At 30.9% G+C, this 16,219-nt stretch carries 14 protein-coding genes; 13 read left to right on the top strand and 1 reads right to left on the bottom strand.

What is annotated here, in order from left to right; genetic code table 11:
- Positions 1-16 precede the first annotated feature (16 nt).
- Entirely contained in the window at positions 17-1,108 is a 1,092-nt protein-coding gene (locus tag L8X40_RS06970) for a CinA family protein (protein ID WP_263667589.1), read from the bottom strand.
- A 100-nt stretch (positions 1,109-1,208) separates the two neighbouring features.
- Here L8X40_RS06970 and ileS point away from each other — a divergent pair, with 100 nt between their 5' ends.
- The 13 genes from ileS (at position 1,209) to dapE (ending at position 16,215) form a co-directional block, all read left to right on the top strand.
- Positions 1,209-3,974: an isoleucine--tRNA ligase gene (gene ileS / locus L8X40_RS06965; protein ID WP_263667588.1), complete on the top strand. Its 2,766-nt coding sequence runs from the start codon at positions 1,209-1,211 to the stop codon at positions 3,972-3,974.
- Between the two features lie 99 nt (positions 3,975-4,073).
- Entirely contained in the window at positions 4,074-5,438 is a 1,365-nt protein-coding gene (gene gatA / locus L8X40_RS06960) for an Asp-tRNA(Asn)/Glu-tRNA(Gln) amidotransferase subunit GatA (RefSeq protein WP_214126416.1), read from the top strand.
- Positions 5,439-5,448: 10 nt separating this feature from the next.
- Positions 5,449-6,900, top strand: coding sequence for an IMP dehydrogenase (gene guaB / locus L8X40_RS06955; protein WP_039618890.1), 1,452 nt, complete (start codon positions 5,449-5,451; stop codon positions 6,898-6,900).
- Positions 6,900-7,073 (top strand): exodeoxyribonuclease VII small subunit, encoded by a 174-nt coding sequence (gene xseB / locus L8X40_RS06950; RefSeq protein ID WP_039664347.1) that lies wholly within the window; start codon positions 6,900-6,902, stop codon positions 7,071-7,073. The genes guaB and xseB overlap by 1 nt, the downstream gene beginning before the upstream one ends.
- Positions 7,066-7,854, top strand: a complete 789-nt coding sequence (locus L8X40_RS06945) for a carbon-nitrogen hydrolase family protein (RefSeq protein WP_087700887.1) — start codon at positions 7,066-7,068, stop codon at positions 7,852-7,854. The genes xseB and L8X40_RS06945 overlap by 8 nt, the downstream gene beginning before the upstream one ends.
- A gap of 36 nt (positions 7,855-7,890) precedes the next feature.
- Positions 7,891-8,148, top strand: coding sequence for a hypothetical protein (locus L8X40_RS06940; RefSeq protein ID WP_087700886.1), 258 nt, complete (start codon positions 7,891-7,893; stop codon positions 8,146-8,148).
- Positions 8,149-8,338: 190 nt separating this feature from the next.
- On the top strand, positions 8,339-9,862 hold the full coding sequence (locus L8X40_RS06935; protein WP_318530023.1) for an LTA synthase family protein: 1,524 nt from the start codon (positions 8,339-8,341) through the stop codon (positions 9,860-9,862).
- Positions 9,863-9,950: 88 nt separating this feature from the next.
- Positions 9,951-11,243, top strand: coding sequence for a UDP-N-acetylmuramate--L-alanine ligase (gene murC, locus L8X40_RS06930; protein WP_263667586.1), 1,293 nt, complete (start codon positions 9,951-9,953; stop codon positions 11,241-11,243).
- Positions 11,236-11,583, top strand: coding sequence for a hypothetical protein (locus tag L8X40_RS06925; RefSeq protein ID WP_214126421.1), 348 nt, complete (start codon positions 11,236-11,238; stop codon positions 11,581-11,583). Before murC ends, L8X40_RS06925 begins: the two co-directional genes overlap by 8 nt.
- Positions 11,583-13,781 (top strand): endonuclease MutS2, encoded by a 2,199-nt coding sequence (locus L8X40_RS06920; protein WP_263667585.1) that lies wholly within the window; start codon positions 11,583-11,585, stop codon positions 13,779-13,781. The genes L8X40_RS06925 and L8X40_RS06920 overlap by 1 nt, the downstream gene beginning before the upstream one ends.
- A gap of 44 nt (positions 13,782-13,825) precedes the next feature.
- Positions 13,826-14,524, top strand: a complete 699-nt coding sequence (locus tag L8X40_RS06915) for an SIR2 family NAD-dependent protein deacylase (RefSeq protein ID WP_263667584.1) — start codon at positions 13,826-13,828, stop codon at positions 14,522-14,524.
- On the top strand, positions 14,518-15,111 hold the full coding sequence (locus tag L8X40_RS06910) for a LysE family transporter (protein WP_039628698.1): 594 nt from the start codon (positions 14,518-14,520) through the stop codon (positions 15,109-15,111). Before L8X40_RS06915 ends, L8X40_RS06910 begins: the two co-directional genes overlap by 7 nt.
- A 3-nt stretch (positions 15,112-15,114) precedes the next feature.
- A complete protein-coding gene (gene dapE / locus L8X40_RS06905; RefSeq protein WP_214136073.1) occupies positions 15,115-16,215 on the top strand; it encodes a succinyl-diaminopimelate desuccinylase in 1,101 nt (366 codons plus the stop codon).
- Positions 16,216-16,219 lie beyond the last annotated feature (4 nt).

Below are 16,219 nucleotides of genomic sequence, written 5' to 3'. Positions count from 1 at the left end.
GGTGCCGCTTTTTTATTTAAACCCCAAAGAAAATTTCAGGTTTTAATCTAAGCATTAAACAATATGCAGCCAAACTAGCTTGTTCTCTTGTGTAGTTTCTATTGCCTTGTATGTGAATGCACTCTTGTAAAAAGGTTCCATCTTTATACATAGCTCCTATGTAGATGGTGCCTGCTTTGGTATTTTTATCATTTTCTTCTCCAGCTACCCCGCTAAGTGCTAAAGCAAAATCACAATTTGTGGTTTTAAAAACCCCTTTTAGCATAAAATAAATACAACGATCAGAGTATTCCCCAACACTTTCTAGGGTATCATTACTCACACCAAGCCAAGAATTTTTCAAACGATTAGAATAAGTGATCAAAGAACCCTCAAACACATTAGAAATTCCTGAATTTTCAGCAAATTTTGAAGCACAAAGTCCTGCGGTACAACTTTCTGCAAAGGAAATTTTTAAGTTTTTTTCTAAAAGTTTTTTGGCTATAAATTTAATAGGATCATTTCCTAAAAATACTTTTCCTGCAAAAAGTTTAAAAACCCCTTTTAAAAATCCTTCTAGTTTTCCATATTGACTAGCGCTTGCTCTAATACAAATGAGATTATCTAATAATGCACTTGAGCAAGTTTGAATTTCAAAAGAAGTAGTAAGTGTGCTAAGTAAGATATTTGCACTCATTTCATCTATATCTAAAAGACAAAAATACGCATAGTCAAGTTCAGGATTTTGCAAAATCAAAGGCAATTTTTGCTCTATATTTATATTTAATAAATTAATATGGCATTGCTCAAAAGAACTTAAAAAGGAATTTTTTTCACGCAAAGCTTTTGAAGGCACTAAGGTGTCATTTTCTAAGATTAAAACATCATCATTTAATGTTGCTATGATTTTAGCTATGGTTGCATAGTATTCGCTAATGCTAAAAATGGTTATATAATTATATTTTTTAGAAAGTTTTTCAAGTAAAAAAGGAAGTTCTTTATCAGGTTTATTTATAAATTTTAGCTCATGAAGTTCTAAAAATTGTTTTTTGTATTCTTCTTGTATATAATGCATATAATTTTCATTAATAATAATTTCACTACCTATAATGATGATAAGATGTTTCATGATTTTCCTTTTTTTATTGCGATTATAACAAAAAAATAAGTGCAAATTAAAAGTATTTTAAGTAGAATTTACTATTTTTAAATTTTTCAAGGTGGATTATATGGATTATAAAGATACGCTATTGCTTCCAAATACGACTTTTGCAATGCGTGCAAATTTGGCAGAGCTTGAGCCTAAGCGTTTTAGCAAGTGGTTTGAAAACAACTATGCTTATGAAAAAATGAAACAAAAAAGACAAGGGGTAAGTGAGAGTTTTACTCTGCATGATGGCCCTCCTTATGCTAATGGGCATTTGCATATTGGCCATGCTTTAAATAAAATTTTAAAAGATATCATCATAAAAATGCATTATTTTCAAGGTAAAAAAGTGCGTTTTACTCCGGGTTGGGATTGTCATGGTTTACCGATAGAGCAGCAAGTTGAGGTTAAGCTTAAAGATAAAAAGCAAAGTTTAAGCAAAAAAGAAATTCGTGAGTTTTGTAGAGAGCATGCGAGAGAATTTGTAAGTATCCAAAGAGATGAATTTAAGTCTTTGGGTGTGATTGCTGATTGGGATGAGCCATACTTGACTATGAAAAATGCTTTTGAGGCAGATATTTACAAAGCTTTATGTAAAATTGCTAAAAAAGGACTTTTGCTAGAAAGAAGTAAACCTGTTTTTTGGAGCTGGGCTGCTAAGAGTGCATTAGCAGAAGCTGAAGTAGAGTATGAAGACAAAGAAGATTATTCTATTTTTGTAGCATTTGAGCTTGATAAAACTTCCCTTGAAAAGCTAGGTGTAAAAAAAGCTAAAGCAGTTATTTGGACTACCACGCCTTGGACTTTACCAGCAAATCAAGCTATATCTTTAAATCCAAATGAAAAATATGTCATCACTGAAGAAGGTTATATTTTTGCTAAAGCCTTGCTTGAAAATATGATTAATAAAAACTTCACTCAAGGAAAAATTCAAAAAGAACTTTTAGGTGTTGAATTTGAAAATTTAAGTGCTATTAATCCACTCAATCAAAGAAAATCCACTCTTATTTTAGGCGATCATGTTTTAATGGAAGGTGGAACAGGGCTTGTACATACTGCACCAGGTCATGGTGAGGATGATTATTATGTGTGCTTAAAATATGGGATTGAAGTGATTATGCCTGTAGATGATGGTGGCTGTTATGATGAAACACTAAGGGCCAAAGGACTTTTACCAGAGCATTTATTAAGCGAATTTATAGGACTTCATATTTTTAAAGCAAATGAGCGTATTTTAGAATTGCTTGGTGAAGCTTTGCTTGAGAGTTCTAAATTTATACATTCTTATCCATTTTGTTGGAGAACACATAAACCGGTTATTTATAGAGCTACAAAACAATGGTTTATCTTAATGGATGAGAAAAAATTAGATGGAAAATCTTTAAGAGAGCTAGCGCTAGAACAATTAAATAATGTGAAATTTTACCCAGAAAGTGGGGTAAAAAGACTTAGTTCTATGATAGAAAATCGTCCTGATTGGTGTATATCAAGACAAAGAGATTGGGGTGTACCTATTGCATTTTTTAGAGATAAAAACACCAAAGAAGTGATTTTTGATGATGATATTTTAGATTATTTGGTGGGAATTTTTGAAGCAAATGGAGCTGATGCGTGGTGGGATTTAGAAATAAAAGATTTATTACCGCCAAATAGCAAATATGATCCAAATAATTTAGAAAAAGTTTATGATATTTTAGATGTTTGGTTTGATAGTGGTAGTACTTGGGAAGCAGTATTAAACTCAGCAAGATATGATGCAGGAGAATATCAAGCTTCAATGTATCTTGAAGGAAGTGACCAGCACCGTGGGTGGTTTCAAAGCTCACTTTTAATTTCCACTGCGATCAATCATAAAACTCCATATAAAAACATACTTACTCATGGTTTTACCGTAGATGAAAAGGGTCAAAAAATGAGTAAATCTAAGGGTAATGTGATTTTACCTCAAAATGTAGCTAAAAATTATGGGGTAGAAATTTTAAGACTTTGGATAATGCTTAGTGATTATTCAACGGATTTAAAAATTTCAGACAATATCTTAAAACAAGTAAGCGAGCAGTATAGAAAGATAAGAAATACTATAAGATTTTTACTTGCAAATACTAATGATATGGAATTTTTAGAAACAAAAAATTTCACACTTTTAGATAAGTGGATTTTAATGCGTGCAAAAGTTGCTTTTGAAGCATGTGAAGTTGCTTTTGAAAAATATGAATTTGCAAAAGGCTTTAGTGTGCTTTTAAATTTCTTAAGTGCGGATTTAAGTGGAATTTACTTAGATGTGTGCAAAGATAGATTATATTGTAATGCAAAAGATGATACAAAAAGAGTAAGTGCACAAAGTGCTATGGTATTAATAGCTAGAAAACTTTTTGCGCTTTTAGCTCCAAGTTTAACTTATACCATAGATGAAGCTTTAGAACATGCAAATGTGGCCATTAAAGAAAATGCTAAAGATGTTTTTGATTTGGTATTAAAAAATGGCTTTGATTATGAGTATAAAATCGAAGATGATTTATTTATAAAATCAAGAGAAAAATTCTTTGAACTTGTTGATGTATTAAAAAAAGACAAAATCATCAAATCAACTTTAGAGTTAAGTTTACAAACAAGCGCAAATGAGCTTTTGAGTGAAGATATTGAAGAAGTAGCTGATTGGTTTATGGTAAGCTCGGTAGAAAGCTTAGATGATAAAGAAGCTTTGAGTGAGTTTAAAATAGATGATCATAGTTTTAAAATCGCGCGTTCTTCGTTACACAAGTGTCCAAGATGTTGGAAATTTTTAGCAAAAGAGGAAGAATGCTTATGTCCAAGATGTAATAGTGTGGAAAAAGCAAAAAATGTTTGAGCAAGCTTTACCTTTTAGCGTGGTAGTGATTACTTTATTGGGCTTTTTATTTATCACGCTTTTTTTGTTTTATTTGGTTAAAAAATTTAAGGATAAATAATGGTAACTTTAAAAGAAGCTTTGAAATTTTCAAATGAAGAATTAGAAAATCTAAAAAAAGAATTAAATGAAAAAGCACATCAGCAAAAGCATTTAGGTGCTTATGTAGAGCAGTTTTTAAATAAAGACTTAAGCACTTCAGGTACTGGCGTACCAGTAGCTATAAAAGATAATATTAGTGTAAAAGATTGGGAATTAACTTGTGGTTCTAAAATTTTACAAGGCTATGTGGCTCCTTATGATGCAAGCGCTATTGTAAATTTACGCAAAAATAATTTTACTCCATTTGGAAGATGTAATATGGATGAGTTTGCTATGGGAAGTACAAGTGCAACTTCTTTTTATGGTAAGACTTTAAATCCGCTTGATAATGCCAAAGTTCCAGGTGGAAGTAGTGGGGGAAGTGCTGCTGCGGTTGCTGCAGGGATAGCTTTAGCAAGTTTGGGTTCAGATACAGGTGGTTCAGTAAGGCAACCTGCTGCTTTTTGTGGTTGTGTTGGGTTTAAGCCAAGTTATGGAAGAGTTAGCAGGTATGGTTTAGCAGCGTATTCTTCAAGCCTTGATCAAATAGGAGTTTTGACGCAAAATGTCGAAGATGCTGCGATTTTATATGATGCTATTGCAGGTTATGATGAAAAAGATAGCACAAGTGCAAACATAGCTTTTGAACCAACCGCGCCAAAACTAAATGCAAATAAAAAGCTAAAAATAGCTGTGATTAAAAACTATATAGAACAAACTAATGATGATGTAAAACAAGCCTTATTAAAAACCATAGATATGTTAAAAGCAAATGGCCATGAGATTGTTTATAAAGACTTAATGGATTCTACATTTGATGTTGCGGCTTATTATATCATAGCAGCAGCTGAAGCAAGTGCAAATTTAAGCCGTTATGATGGCGTAAGATATGGTAGAAGAAGTGAAAAATGTGACAATCTTAGCCAAATGTATGTAAATAGCAGAAGTGAAGGTTTTGGTGAGGAAGTAAAAAGAAGAATTTTACTAGGAACCTTTGTTTTAAGTAGTGGCTATTATGATGCATACTATATCAAAGCACAAAAGGCTAGAAGATTTATCAAGCAAAAATATGAAGAAATTTTAAACGATTGTGATTTGATTTTTATGCCAGTTGCTCCAAGCGTTGCTTTTGGTTTTAACGATATAAAAACTCCAGTGCAAATGTATTTAGAAGATGTATTTACTATTTCAGTGAATTTAGCAGGACTTGGTGGCATTAGTGTGCCAGTAGGAAAAAATGAAAATGGACTTAATATTTCTGCTCAGCTTATATGCAAAGCTTATGATGAGCAAACTTTATTAGATGGTGCTTTGAGCTTGGAAGAAATTATCAAAAACAAATAAAGGAAAAATTATGAAAATCATAAAACGCGCTTTGACTTTTGAAGATGTTTTACTAGTCCCTCAATATTCTGAGGTTTTACCTAAAGAAGTAGATATTAAAACAAGACTTACAAAAAATATCACCTTAAATATGCCTTTGATTTCAGCTGCTATGGATACAGTTACTGAACATAGAGCCGCTATCATGATGGCAAGGCTTGGTGGTATAGGGGTAATCCATAAAAATATGGATATAGCTTCACAAGTTAGAGAGATAAAAAGAGTTAAAAAAAGTGAAAGTGGCGTGATTATGGATCCTATTTATATAGGGCCTAAAGCAAGTGTTAAAGAAGCACTAGAACTCATGGCCGAATATAGAATTTCAGGCGTTCCTGTGGTAGATGAGAATAAAACTCTAATAGGAATTTTAACGAATCGTGATTTGAGATTTGAAACTAATTTTGATAATTTAGTAGAAAATGTAATGACAAAAATGCCTTTAATCACTGCTAAAAAAGGCTCTACTTTAGATGATGCAGAAAGAATTTTTTCTACTAATAAAGTAGAAAAACTTCCTATTGTAGATGAAAATAACCACTTAGAAGGCTTAATCACTATAAAAGATTTAAAAAAACGCAAGGAATATCCAAATTCAAATAAAGATGCTTATGGAAGATTAAGAGTGGCTGCAGCTGTGGGTGTGGGTCAGCTTGATCGCGTAAAGGCTTTAGTGGAAGCTGAAGTTGATGTTATAGTAATGGATAGTGCGCATGGACATTCTAAAGGTATTATTGATACACTAAAAGCAATTAAGGCTGAATTTAATGTAGATGTAATAGTAGGAAATGTTGCAAGTGCAAAAGCGGTTAAAGATTTATGTGAGGCAGGTGCGGATGCTATTAAGATAGGTATAGGACCTGGTAGTATTTGTACTACACGCATTGTTTCAGGTGTAGGTGTACCTCAAATTTCAGCTATAGATGAATGTGCGATAGAAGCAAGTAAATACGGTGTGCCAGTAATTGCCGATGGGGGTATAAAATACTCAGGCGATATAGCAAAAGCAATTGCAGCAGGTGCAAGTAGTGTGATGATAGGTTCGCTTTTAGCAGGAACTGATGAGAGCCCAGGTGAGTTATTTACTTATCAAGGAAGACAATATAAGAGTTATCGTGGTATGGGAAGCTTAGGTGCTATGCAAAAAGGAAGTTCAGATAGATATTTCCAAGAAGGTACAGCTCAAGATAAACTTGTACCTGAAGGTATTGAAGGTAGGGTGCCTTATGTAGGAAGTATAAAAAGTGTAGTACATCAGCTCTTAGGTGGGCTTAGATCTTCTATGGGTTATGTAGGTGCAGTAGATATCAAAGCTTTCCAAGAAAGAGCTGAATTTGTAGAAATCACCGCAGCAGGATTAAAAGAAAGCCATGTGCATGATGTAACTATCACTGCTGAAGCACCAAATTATAAGGTAAGTAATTAATGGAATTTGAAGATCACATCAAACAAGCTGAGCTTTCTTTAGAAAAACTTAATGATAAAGATTTAGACCTTAAAACTTGTGTAGAAATTTACAAAGAAGGTCTAAAAAGTATCAAACAAGCAAGAGCTATGCTTGAAAATGCTAAATTAGAAATCGAGCAAGTAGATGAGTAGTATTGTAGCTTTGCAATTTCCCACTTTGGCTTTGAGTGAATCAAGGCTTGATTATTATCTAAAAGCTGCTAAGGAAAGTGGCGCGAATTTGGTGGTTTTAGGTGAGTACGTTTTAAATAGCTTTTTTAGTGAGCTTAAAACTATGCCAAAAAGTATGATCAAAGAACAAAGTCAAAGCAAAAAAGCAAGCTTGATAAAACTTGCTAAAAAATATGAGTTAAATATCATTGCACCTTTCATAAGTGTAGAAAATGATGGTTTAAAAAAATTATGCTTAAAAGTAGGCCCACAGAATGTAAAAGTTTATGAGCAACAAATTTTAATGCCTTATGCACACTGGAATGAAGAAAAATTTTTTAACAATAAAAAAACTGATAAACTTAAACTTTTTACTTTCACACATGAGGGCTTAAAATGTGCTTTACTTTTTGGTTTTGAAGCACATTTTGATATCTTTTGGCAAATGATCATGAAAAAAAAGATAGATTTAGTCATCATTCCCACAGCTAGTACTTTTGAAAGCAATCAAAGATGGCTAGAACTTTTAAAAACAAGAGCCTTTTTAAACTCAACAAGCATTTTAAGGGTTAATCGCATTGGTAATTTAAAGCAAGAAAATGAGTGGAAATTTTATGGAGATAGCTTTTTTATCAATGCTTTTGGAGAAGTGCAAGAACAACTTGGCGATCAAGAAGAAATGCTTGTAGTAGAAGTTAGCAAAGCAAATGAAGCTAGAAATTTATGGGGTTTTGATAAGCTTATAAAAAATTACGAAGAATAATCTTTTTAGCAAGAAAATATTATTTAAAGGAGTATAATGAGAAAAATTTTATTACAAATTTTTTCTTTTAGTTTTATTTTTATGGGAATTTTTGCTTTAGTTAGGTTTTTGATGATAAAAAATTTAACTAATGAAAGTGAAAATACCTTAATGGTATATGTATATGGACTAGGTCATGATATGAGAACCTTTAGTGCTATTTTTTTACCTCTATTTTTGTGTGGTTTGTTTTCTTATATAAGCTTGATTTTCAAAGATAGTAAATATCACACTATGGGGGGGGGTAATCGCTAAATTTTATATTTATCTTTCTAGTTTTTATATAGCTTTTATAGCTTTTGTTATTTTAATTTCTGCGTTTATACATTATTATTATTTTCAACTTTATGCAAGCAAAATTGATATTTTTATTTTTGGTTTAAAAGATGATAATACTAAGGCGATATTATCTATAGTCTTTTCTGATTATCCCATTATAAAAGCATTGTTATTAGCTGTAATTTTTAGTATATTTTGTTTTTATCTTAATATTAAAATTCTTAACTTAAAATTAGAGACTATTAAAGTAAAACTAGTATTTTTTATTTTATTAAACATTTTGCTAATTTATGCTTATATTGTAGCGCTAAGAGGACATTTTACTTATAATGCGCTAAGAGCTTCAAGTTATGAATTTAGCACCATAAAAGCTTTTAATGAAATTTCTACAAATCCTTTGATGGCTTTTTCATGGGCATATAAAGAGTATAAAAATCAACAAGAATTTAAAAGCGTAGATATAAAACAGCTTAATCAACTAGAAGAAAAACTTTTTCCTATGTTTGATACTACTTTGACACATCAAAATCATGCTAAAAATCATATTTATATTAACATCATGGAAAGTTTTGGTTTAAATTTAGCTGAGTTTGGCACTGAAAACATTAATCTTTTGGGAAATTTAAAAAAGCATTTTGAGCAAGATATTATTTTTACTAGATTTTTATCTAGTGCAAACAATACCATAGAAAGTTTTAATCGTTTGGTTTTTTTAAGTCCAAATATTATTTCAAATGGATTATATCAAAAAGAAAAATTAGCCTTTACCCCTTTGCAAATTTACAAGAATGCAGGGTATAAAATAGTTTTTGTTTATAGTGGTAATGCTTCTTGGTATAATCTTGGCAATTATTTTAAAAATCAAGGTGTAGATGAAATCATAGATGAAAATACACTGATGCAAGATTTTCCACAAGCTAGAAAAACAAAACATAAATACGGTATAGCTGATGAGTTTATGTATAAAAAAATATATTCTATTTTTGAAAATGCTACAAATCCTACGCTTGTTATTTCTCTTAGTATTTCCACTCATAGACCTTATATACATAAAAGCAGAACACAACTTATCGATGAGAACGCTTTAGATGAAAAAATATTAAGTCAATTTATTATCAGTGATTCTATAGGTGCTTTAAATGCTTATGCGTATGCAAATGATGAATTTGGAAAATTTTTAGATCGCATAAAAGAAAGTAGTTTGAGAGAAAATATTATTATTGCTGCCACAGGTGATCATAGATTTAGAGATATTAAGATGGATATAAAATCCCAAAAAGCTTTTGCATATAGTGTGCCTTTTTATTTATATCTTCCAAAGTATTTAAAAAATGATATTTATTATGATAAAAATCGTGTGGGTTCGCATAAAGATATTTTTCCAACACTTTATAGTCTTACTCTTAGTGATACAAAATATTTAAGTTTAGGAGGAAGAAATATGTTAGCACTTATAAAAAATGAAAAGTTAGAATTTGGTTTTAATGAGCTTGTTTGGATTGATCAAAATGGAGTCTATGATGGAAATAATGGTTATTATTTTGAAAATAATACTAGCATAAAAGATACAAATAAGGCTTTTGAGTTAGATTTATATCATAAAAATTTTTCAAAAAATTATAAAGAGTTATTTCAAAAGCAATTAAATTATAGACTAGTCAATCTCAAAACATCAAATAATAGTGAGTAGATTTTATCTCTAAGGGCTTTTTATATTTTATTTTTAGTAAACAAATGATAGAATTTTGCCTTAAATTTTCAAAAAATTTGAGGCAAGAATGCAAAAAATTCATTTTATAGGTATAGGCGGTATTGGAATTTCAGCTTTGGCGAGATTTTTAAAAGAGCAAGACTTTAAGATTAGTGGTTCTGATATCAAAGAAAGTAAAATCACAAAAGAATTAGAAAAAGAAGGCATAGATATAAAAATTCCTCATCATAAAGACAATGTCAAAGATGTGGATTTAGTGGTGTATTCAGCTGCTATTAAAGAAGACAATGAAGAATTAATTAGTGCAAAAAAGCAAAACATCACAACACTTTCAAGAAAAGAAGCCTTACCTATGATTTTAAAAGACAAAAGAGTTTTTGCGGTTGCAGGAGCTCATGGTAAAAGCACGACTTCAAGCATTTTAGCAAGCTTGATAGAAGCTTCTGTGATCATTGGTGCGGTGCTAAAAGAAAGTGGCACTAATATGCTTTATAAAGAAAGTGAAAATCTTATTTTTGAAGCTGATGAGAGTGATAGTTCTTTTTTAAATTCAAATCCTTATTTAGCTATAGTGACTAATGTTGAAGCAGAACATTTAGATCATTATGGAAACGATCTTGAAAAATTACACAAAGCTTATGAAGACTTTTTGCGTTTGTCTAAAATTCAAGTGATTAATGCTGAAGATGAGTTTTTATCAAGTTTAAATTTAAACAATGCAAAAAAACTTTACCCAAGTAAAGATATCACTAATATTTACATGAAAGTAGAAAATTTTAAACCAAAAACCTATTTTACACTTAAAGATTTAGGTGAATTTAGCGTTTTTGGTATGGGTGAGCATGTGGCGATGGATGCTGCTTTGGCTATTTTGGCTGCGAGTGAATTTATAAATATAGAAGAGCTAAAAACTAAGCTTTTAAAATATCAAGGGATTAAAAAAAGATTTGATATTTTATTTGCAAATGAAAATATGGCTTTGATTGATGATTATGGGCATCATCCAACAGAAATCAAAACAACACTTAAAGCAGCAAGTGAGTATGCAAGGCTAGCTGGATATAAAAAAATCATAGCTATTTTTGAACCTCACCGCTATACGCGTTTAAGTGCAAATATAGAGTATTTTAGTGAAGTTTTAGCAAATGTTGATGAGCTTTATATTTTACCTGTGTATGCAGCAGGGGAAGCTCAAATAGAAATTAATATGCAAAAATACTTTCCAAAAGCTAAATTTATAAAAGAAATCAAAAGAGAAGAAAGTGCTATTTATCTTGATGATAAGTTGATTGAAAATGGCTTAGTAATTGGCTTTGGTGCAGGAGATATAAGCACAAAGCTTAGGGGTAAGTATGTTTAAGATTTTTTTATATATCTTAGCTTTTTTTGCGATTTTACTTTTTTTTGTTTTTTTGCGTAAAAAAATAGGCAAGATTAGTAATTATCTTTTGATTTTAGTATTGATTTTAATGATTGCTTTTGCGATTAAATTTGAGTTAAGTGCTACAAGAAGTGGGGTTTTGAAAAAAGAAACACTCAATGCATTCTTACAAGGACAAAGTCTAATTTGCAAAGATGTTAATATCACTAAAGAGTATTTTAACTTTGAACATGGAACGCAAAGTTTTATTTCAAATGGCAAAAATAAACAATTTAAAGCCTATGTTTTTGATATAAAAGATTGCAAGGTAGATAAATAATGCAAGAGCAATTTTTTAAAAAGCTAGATTTAGATGGCTATATAGAAGACTTTAGGGGGCTTTTTGCAAGAGATAAAGAAATTTTTTTACAAGGTGATAGCAAGCTTCATTATAAAAGAATCAATGAGCTTTCGCTGATTGATTTTAATCCTCCACCTATGATAGAAGAGCTAAATGGTGCCTTAACTCATCTTAGCAAGCAAGGAATTTTACATTTAAGCCAAAGCTTTGAATTTATTAAAATCTGTATGTATTTTAGATACTTAAAGGGCTTAAAATTTGAAGAAAGTTTAAAAGAATGGCTTTTAAAAATAGAAATTCCACAGGCTATTTTAGAGCTTTTTGAGTATTTTGATGAAAAGGGTGAGATTAAAGAAAGTGTTGATGAAAGACTTGTTAATCTAAATTTAGCTCTAAAGATAAAAAAAGAAAGCTTGGTAGCTGAGTTTAAAAAACTTACCTATACTAAAAGTCTTAGTACTTATTTAATCGATACGCAAATTCATCTTATCAATGGCATGGAGGCCTTGCTTTTACGCGGTGGGTTTAATCATGTCTTAAAAGCAAAAATCATAGGTAGAAGTAGTGGCGGTGGATTTTATGTGGTGCCTTTAAGCGTAGAAAAAATCCAAAGTCAAATAGATGAAATCAAAGATGCTAAAGAAGAAATTTTTTATGAGTATGCTAAAAAAATCAGCTTAATTTTTTATAAAAATTTGATGTTTTTGAAATTTATCAATAATGCTTTTGATTTATTTGATCATTATAGCGCTAGAGTTTTGATGGCTAAAAAACATGATTATGAGTTTGTTTTAGCTGATAGTTCTAATAATTTAAGCTTATATAGCTTCGCACATCCGGCTTTAAAAAATGCAAAAAGTGTTAATATAGAGTTTAATAAAAAAGTTTTAATCATCACAGGTGTAAATGCAGGTGGTAAGTCTATGCTTTTAAAAGGAATTTTAAGTGCAGCTTTGCTTGCAAAGCATTTGCTTCCTATGAGAATTAATGCACAAAAAAGCCAAATAGGAAATTTCAAAGAATTTGATGCGATTTTAGAAGATCCGCAAAATGTAAAAAATGATATTTCTACTTTTGCGGGAAGAATGTTACATTTTTCTAAGCTTTTGGGTAAGAAAAATGTTTTATTAGGGGTTGATGAGATAGAGCTTGGGACAGATTTTGAAGAAGCTGCGTGTTTATTTACTGAGCTTATTTCTAAGCTTTTAGAACAAGATAATAAAATCATCATTACAACTCACCATAAACGCCTTGCTATGCTTTTGGCTAAAAATTCACAAGTTGAACTCATCGCTGCTTTGTATGATGAGGAATTATCGCGCCCAAAATATGAGTTTTTAAAAGGTACTATAGGTAAATCTTATGCATTTGAAACAGCTTTAAGATATGGCATAAGTGCAAATTTAGTGCAAAATGCTAAAAAACTTTATGGTGAAGATAAAGAAAATTTAGAAGAAATGGTAAGTAAAAATATCAATCTTGAACTTTCTTTACGCAAAAAAAATGAAGAGATTGAGAAAAAAGAAGCTAAGGTAGATGAAATTTTGCTTTCACTCAAAGATCAAAAAGAAAAAAATGAGCAAGAATTTAAAAAGCTTGTATCTAATTTAGAATTTAAATACCACAAAGCTATAGAAGAAGCTAAAAAAACAATAAATCTAAAAGATATTAAAGAAAAACAAAGAAGTTTAAACAAAGCCAATGAACTTAAAAAAAGTATTGTTTTACCAAGTATGGAGCAAAATGAAGAACTTAGAGTTGGAGATTTTGTTAAATATGAAAAAATCAAAGGTAAAATCACTGCAATTTCAAAAAATGATGCGATGATTCAAAGTGATGGTTTAAGTTTGCGTGTACCATTAAAGCTTCTTAAAAAAAGCAATCAAACCCCTACACAAAAGGTAAAATCAAGTGTTAATGTAACCCGTCCAAGTGCTTTAAATATGACTTTAGATTTACACGGCTTAAGAAGTGATGAGGCACTTGAAAGATTAGATAAATTTATCTCTGATGCTTTGATAGTAGGTTTTGATGAGGTGATAGTTTATCATGGTATAGGCACAGGAAAACTAGCTTTTGCGGTAAAAGAGTTTTTAAAAGCCCACAAGAGTGTAAAAAGCTTTAATGATGCTCCGATTAATCAAGGTGGTTTTGGCGCTAAGGTGGTTAAGCTTTAAGTAAAATTATAGTAAAACCTTTAAAACAATAATGAGGTTTAATAATGAAACAAGTGATGATTTTAAGTGGAGCGGGTTTATCCGCTCCAAGTGGTATAAAAACTTTTAGAGCTAATGGTGGGCTTTGGGAAGAGCATGATGTGATGGAAGTTTGCTCTGCAACTGGCTTTAGAAAAAATCCTAAAAAAGTTTTGGAATTTTATAATAAAAGAAGAAAAGAACTAGCTAGTGTTAAGCCAAATTATGCGCATAAAATCATCGCTTTATTAAAACAAAAATTTCCAAAACAAATTAGCATTTTAACGCAAAATGTAGATGATTTATTAGAGCGAGCAGGTTGTGAAGAAGTTGTGCATTTGCATGGTTTTTTACCTGAACTTAGGTGTTTAGAGTGTGAAAATATTTTTAACATAGACTATGAAAGTAGTGATGATAAAATTTGTCCTAAATGTCAAAGCAAAAGTGTAAGGCACAATATCGTGATGTTTGAAGAAATGGCACCAAATTATAAAATTTTATATGAAAAATTACAAAATTGCGATTTATTTGTATGTATAGGTACAAGTGGGCAGGTTTTACCCGTGGGAGAGTATGCAAGAGTATGCAAGCAAAGTATATTAAACAATCTTGATGAAGACAAATATTTAGAAAGTAATTTTACTAAAGTTTATATAGAAGATGTTTGCACAGCCATTGATAAAATCAAAACGGATATAGAAAATTTCTTGGAAGAAAAATGCTAGAAGTAATCTTACAAGGCATAGTTTTAGGTATGGGTGTGTCTGTGCCTTTTGGACCTGTAAATATTTTGATCTTAAATACTGCTTTGTCTTCTTTTAAAAATGCTTTTTGCGTTGGGCTCGGTGCTTTAAGTGCTGATATACTTTTTTTGATTTTGATTAATCTTGGGCTTTTAAGCTTTGCAAATAATGAATTTTTTTATAAAATACTAGCAGTTTTTGGCTTTTTCTTTTTGAGTTTTATGGTATTTCTAATGCTAAGAAAAACAAGAAAAGTTGATCTTAACAAGGTAAATAAAACTCATCCTTTAAAAGGTTTTAGCAAAGGATTTTTCTTAAATGTTACAAATCCTTATGTTATAGGCTTTTGGGTGAGTGTAGCAGGACTTAGCATGCAGAGTAAAAACTCTTTTGCCTTGCTTTTTGGTTTGGTGGGTTTTATTGTGTTTTGGATTTTTACTTTATCGTTTTTTGTGTCTAAATTCAAAGCCCTTGTGAAAAATAAACATATATTTTACATTAATCTTTTTTCAGCATTTATTTTAGAGTATTTTGCTCTTTCTATGCTGTATAAAGCTTTTATAGGATAAAACATGCAAGTAGTTGAAATTTTTAAAGAATTGAGCAAATTTAAATCTATCACCCCAGATGATGATGGAGCGTTAAATTATATCGCAGTGGAGTTAAGTGATTTTGAAGCTTTTTTTATAGAAAAAGAAGGTGTGAAAAATCTTTTGCTGACTAAAAAATTTAGCGATGATGGTGAGCATTTAGCTTTTGGCGGGCATGTGGATGTAGTGCCTGCAGGAGAGGGTTGGAGTAGTGATCCTTTTGAGCCTTTAGAAAAAGATGGGTTTATTTATGTAAGGGGCGCACAAGATATGAAAAGTGGCGTGGCTGCTTTTATGTGTGCGGTTAAAGAAGTAGAAAATTTCAAAGGAAGAATTTCATTGATTTTAACAAGCGATGAAGAAGGCGAGGCTAAATTTGGCACGCTTGAAGTGCTTAAATTTATGCAAGAAAAAGATATGTTACCTGATTTTGCTGTGGTTGCTGAGCCAACTTGTGATAAAAAATTTGGAGATAGTATTAAAATAGGGCGTCGTGGTTCTATTAATGCAAAATTACTTATCAAAGGTAAGCAAGGTCATGTAGCATACCCGCAAAAATGCATTAATCCTGTGCATAATTTTGCTTCTGCTTTGAAATTTTTAGCAGGATTTGATCTTGATCCAGGTGATGAGGTATTTGCACCATCTAAAATTGTCATTACTGATATACGCGGTGGTATGGAAGTGTGCAATGTAACCCCAAATGATTTAAAATTAATGTTTAATGTAAGAAATTCTCCACAAACTAGCTTAGAAGATGTAAAAGCTTATGTAGAAAAGACTTGTGAAGGACTTGATTATGAGTTGTGTTTGAATCAAAGTTCAAAGCCTTTTTTAACACAAAGTGACTCTAAAATCGTACAAAAGCTAAATGAGAGTGTACAAAAAATCACTCAAGTAGTGCCAGAACTTAACACCAAAGGTGGTACAAGCGATGCAAGATATTTTGCTGAGTTTGGTGTGAAAGTAGTAGAATTTGGCGTGTGCAATGATAGAATTCATGCTATTGATGAAAGAGTGAGTATAGAAGAGCTTGAAAAATTGTATTTAGTTTTTAAAGATTTGTTGGAGAATTTTAACTAGGAAA

It is taken from the genome of Campylobacter sp. CNRCH_2013_0855, assembly GCF_025773025.1.
GTDB classification, from domain to species: Bacteria; Campylobacterota; Campylobacteria; order Campylobacterales; family Campylobacteraceae; genus Campylobacter_D; species Campylobacter_D jejuni_C.
The sequence above is the reverse complement of the archived record's forward strand: the minus strand, read 5'-3'. Positions and strand labels throughout refer to the sequence as shown.

Bases quoted from the DNA above. Each gene is read 5' to 3' on its own strand.
- murC (WP_263667586.1), top strand. From the start codon at position 9,951: ATGCAAAAAATTCATTTTATAGGTATAGGCGGTATTGGAATTTCAGCT.
- L8X40_RS06945 (WP_087700887.1), top strand. From the start codon at position 7,066: ATGAGTAGTATTGTAGCTTTGCAATTTCCCACTTTGGCTTTGAGTGAA.
- L8X40_RS06925 (WP_214126421.1), top strand. From the start codon at position 11,236: ATGTTTAAGATTTTTTTATATATCTTAGCTTTTTTTGCGATTTTACTT.
- L8X40_RS06910 (WP_039628698.1), top strand. From the start codon at position 14,518: ATGCTAGAAGTAATCTTACAAGGCATAGTTTTAGGTATGGGTGTGTCT.
- dapE (WP_214136073.1), top strand. From the start codon at position 15,115: ATGCAAGTAGTTGAAATTTTTAAAGAATTGAGCAAATTTAAATCTATC.
- xseB (WP_039664347.1), top strand. From the start codon at position 6,900: ATGGAATTTGAAGATCACATCAAACAAGCTGAGCTTTCTTTAGAAAAA.
- L8X40_RS06915 (WP_263667584.1), top strand. From the start codon at position 13,826: ATGAAACAAGTGATGATTTTAAGTGGAGCGGGTTTATCCGCTCCAAGT.
- L8X40_RS06970 (WP_263667589.1), bottom strand. From the start codon at position 1,108: ATGAAACATCTTATCATCATTATAGGTAGTGAAATTATTATTAATGAA.
- guaB (WP_039618890.1), top strand. From the start codon at position 5,449: ATGAAAATCATAAAACGCGCTTTGACTTTTGAAGATGTTTTACTAGTC.
- L8X40_RS06940 (WP_087700886.1), top strand. From the start codon at position 7,891: ATGAGAAAAATTTTATTACAAATTTTTTCTTTTAGTTTTATTTTTATG.
- ileS (WP_263667588.1), top strand. From the start codon at position 1,209: ATGGATTATAAAGATACGCTATTGCTTCCAAATACGACTTTTGCAATG.
- L8X40_RS06920 (WP_263667585.1), top strand. From the start codon at position 11,583: ATGCAAGAGCAATTTTTTAAAAAGCTAGATTTAGATGGCTATATAGAA.
- gatA (WP_214126416.1), top strand. From the start codon at position 4,074: ATGGTAACTTTAAAAGAAGCTTTGAAATTTTCAAATGAAGAATTAGAA.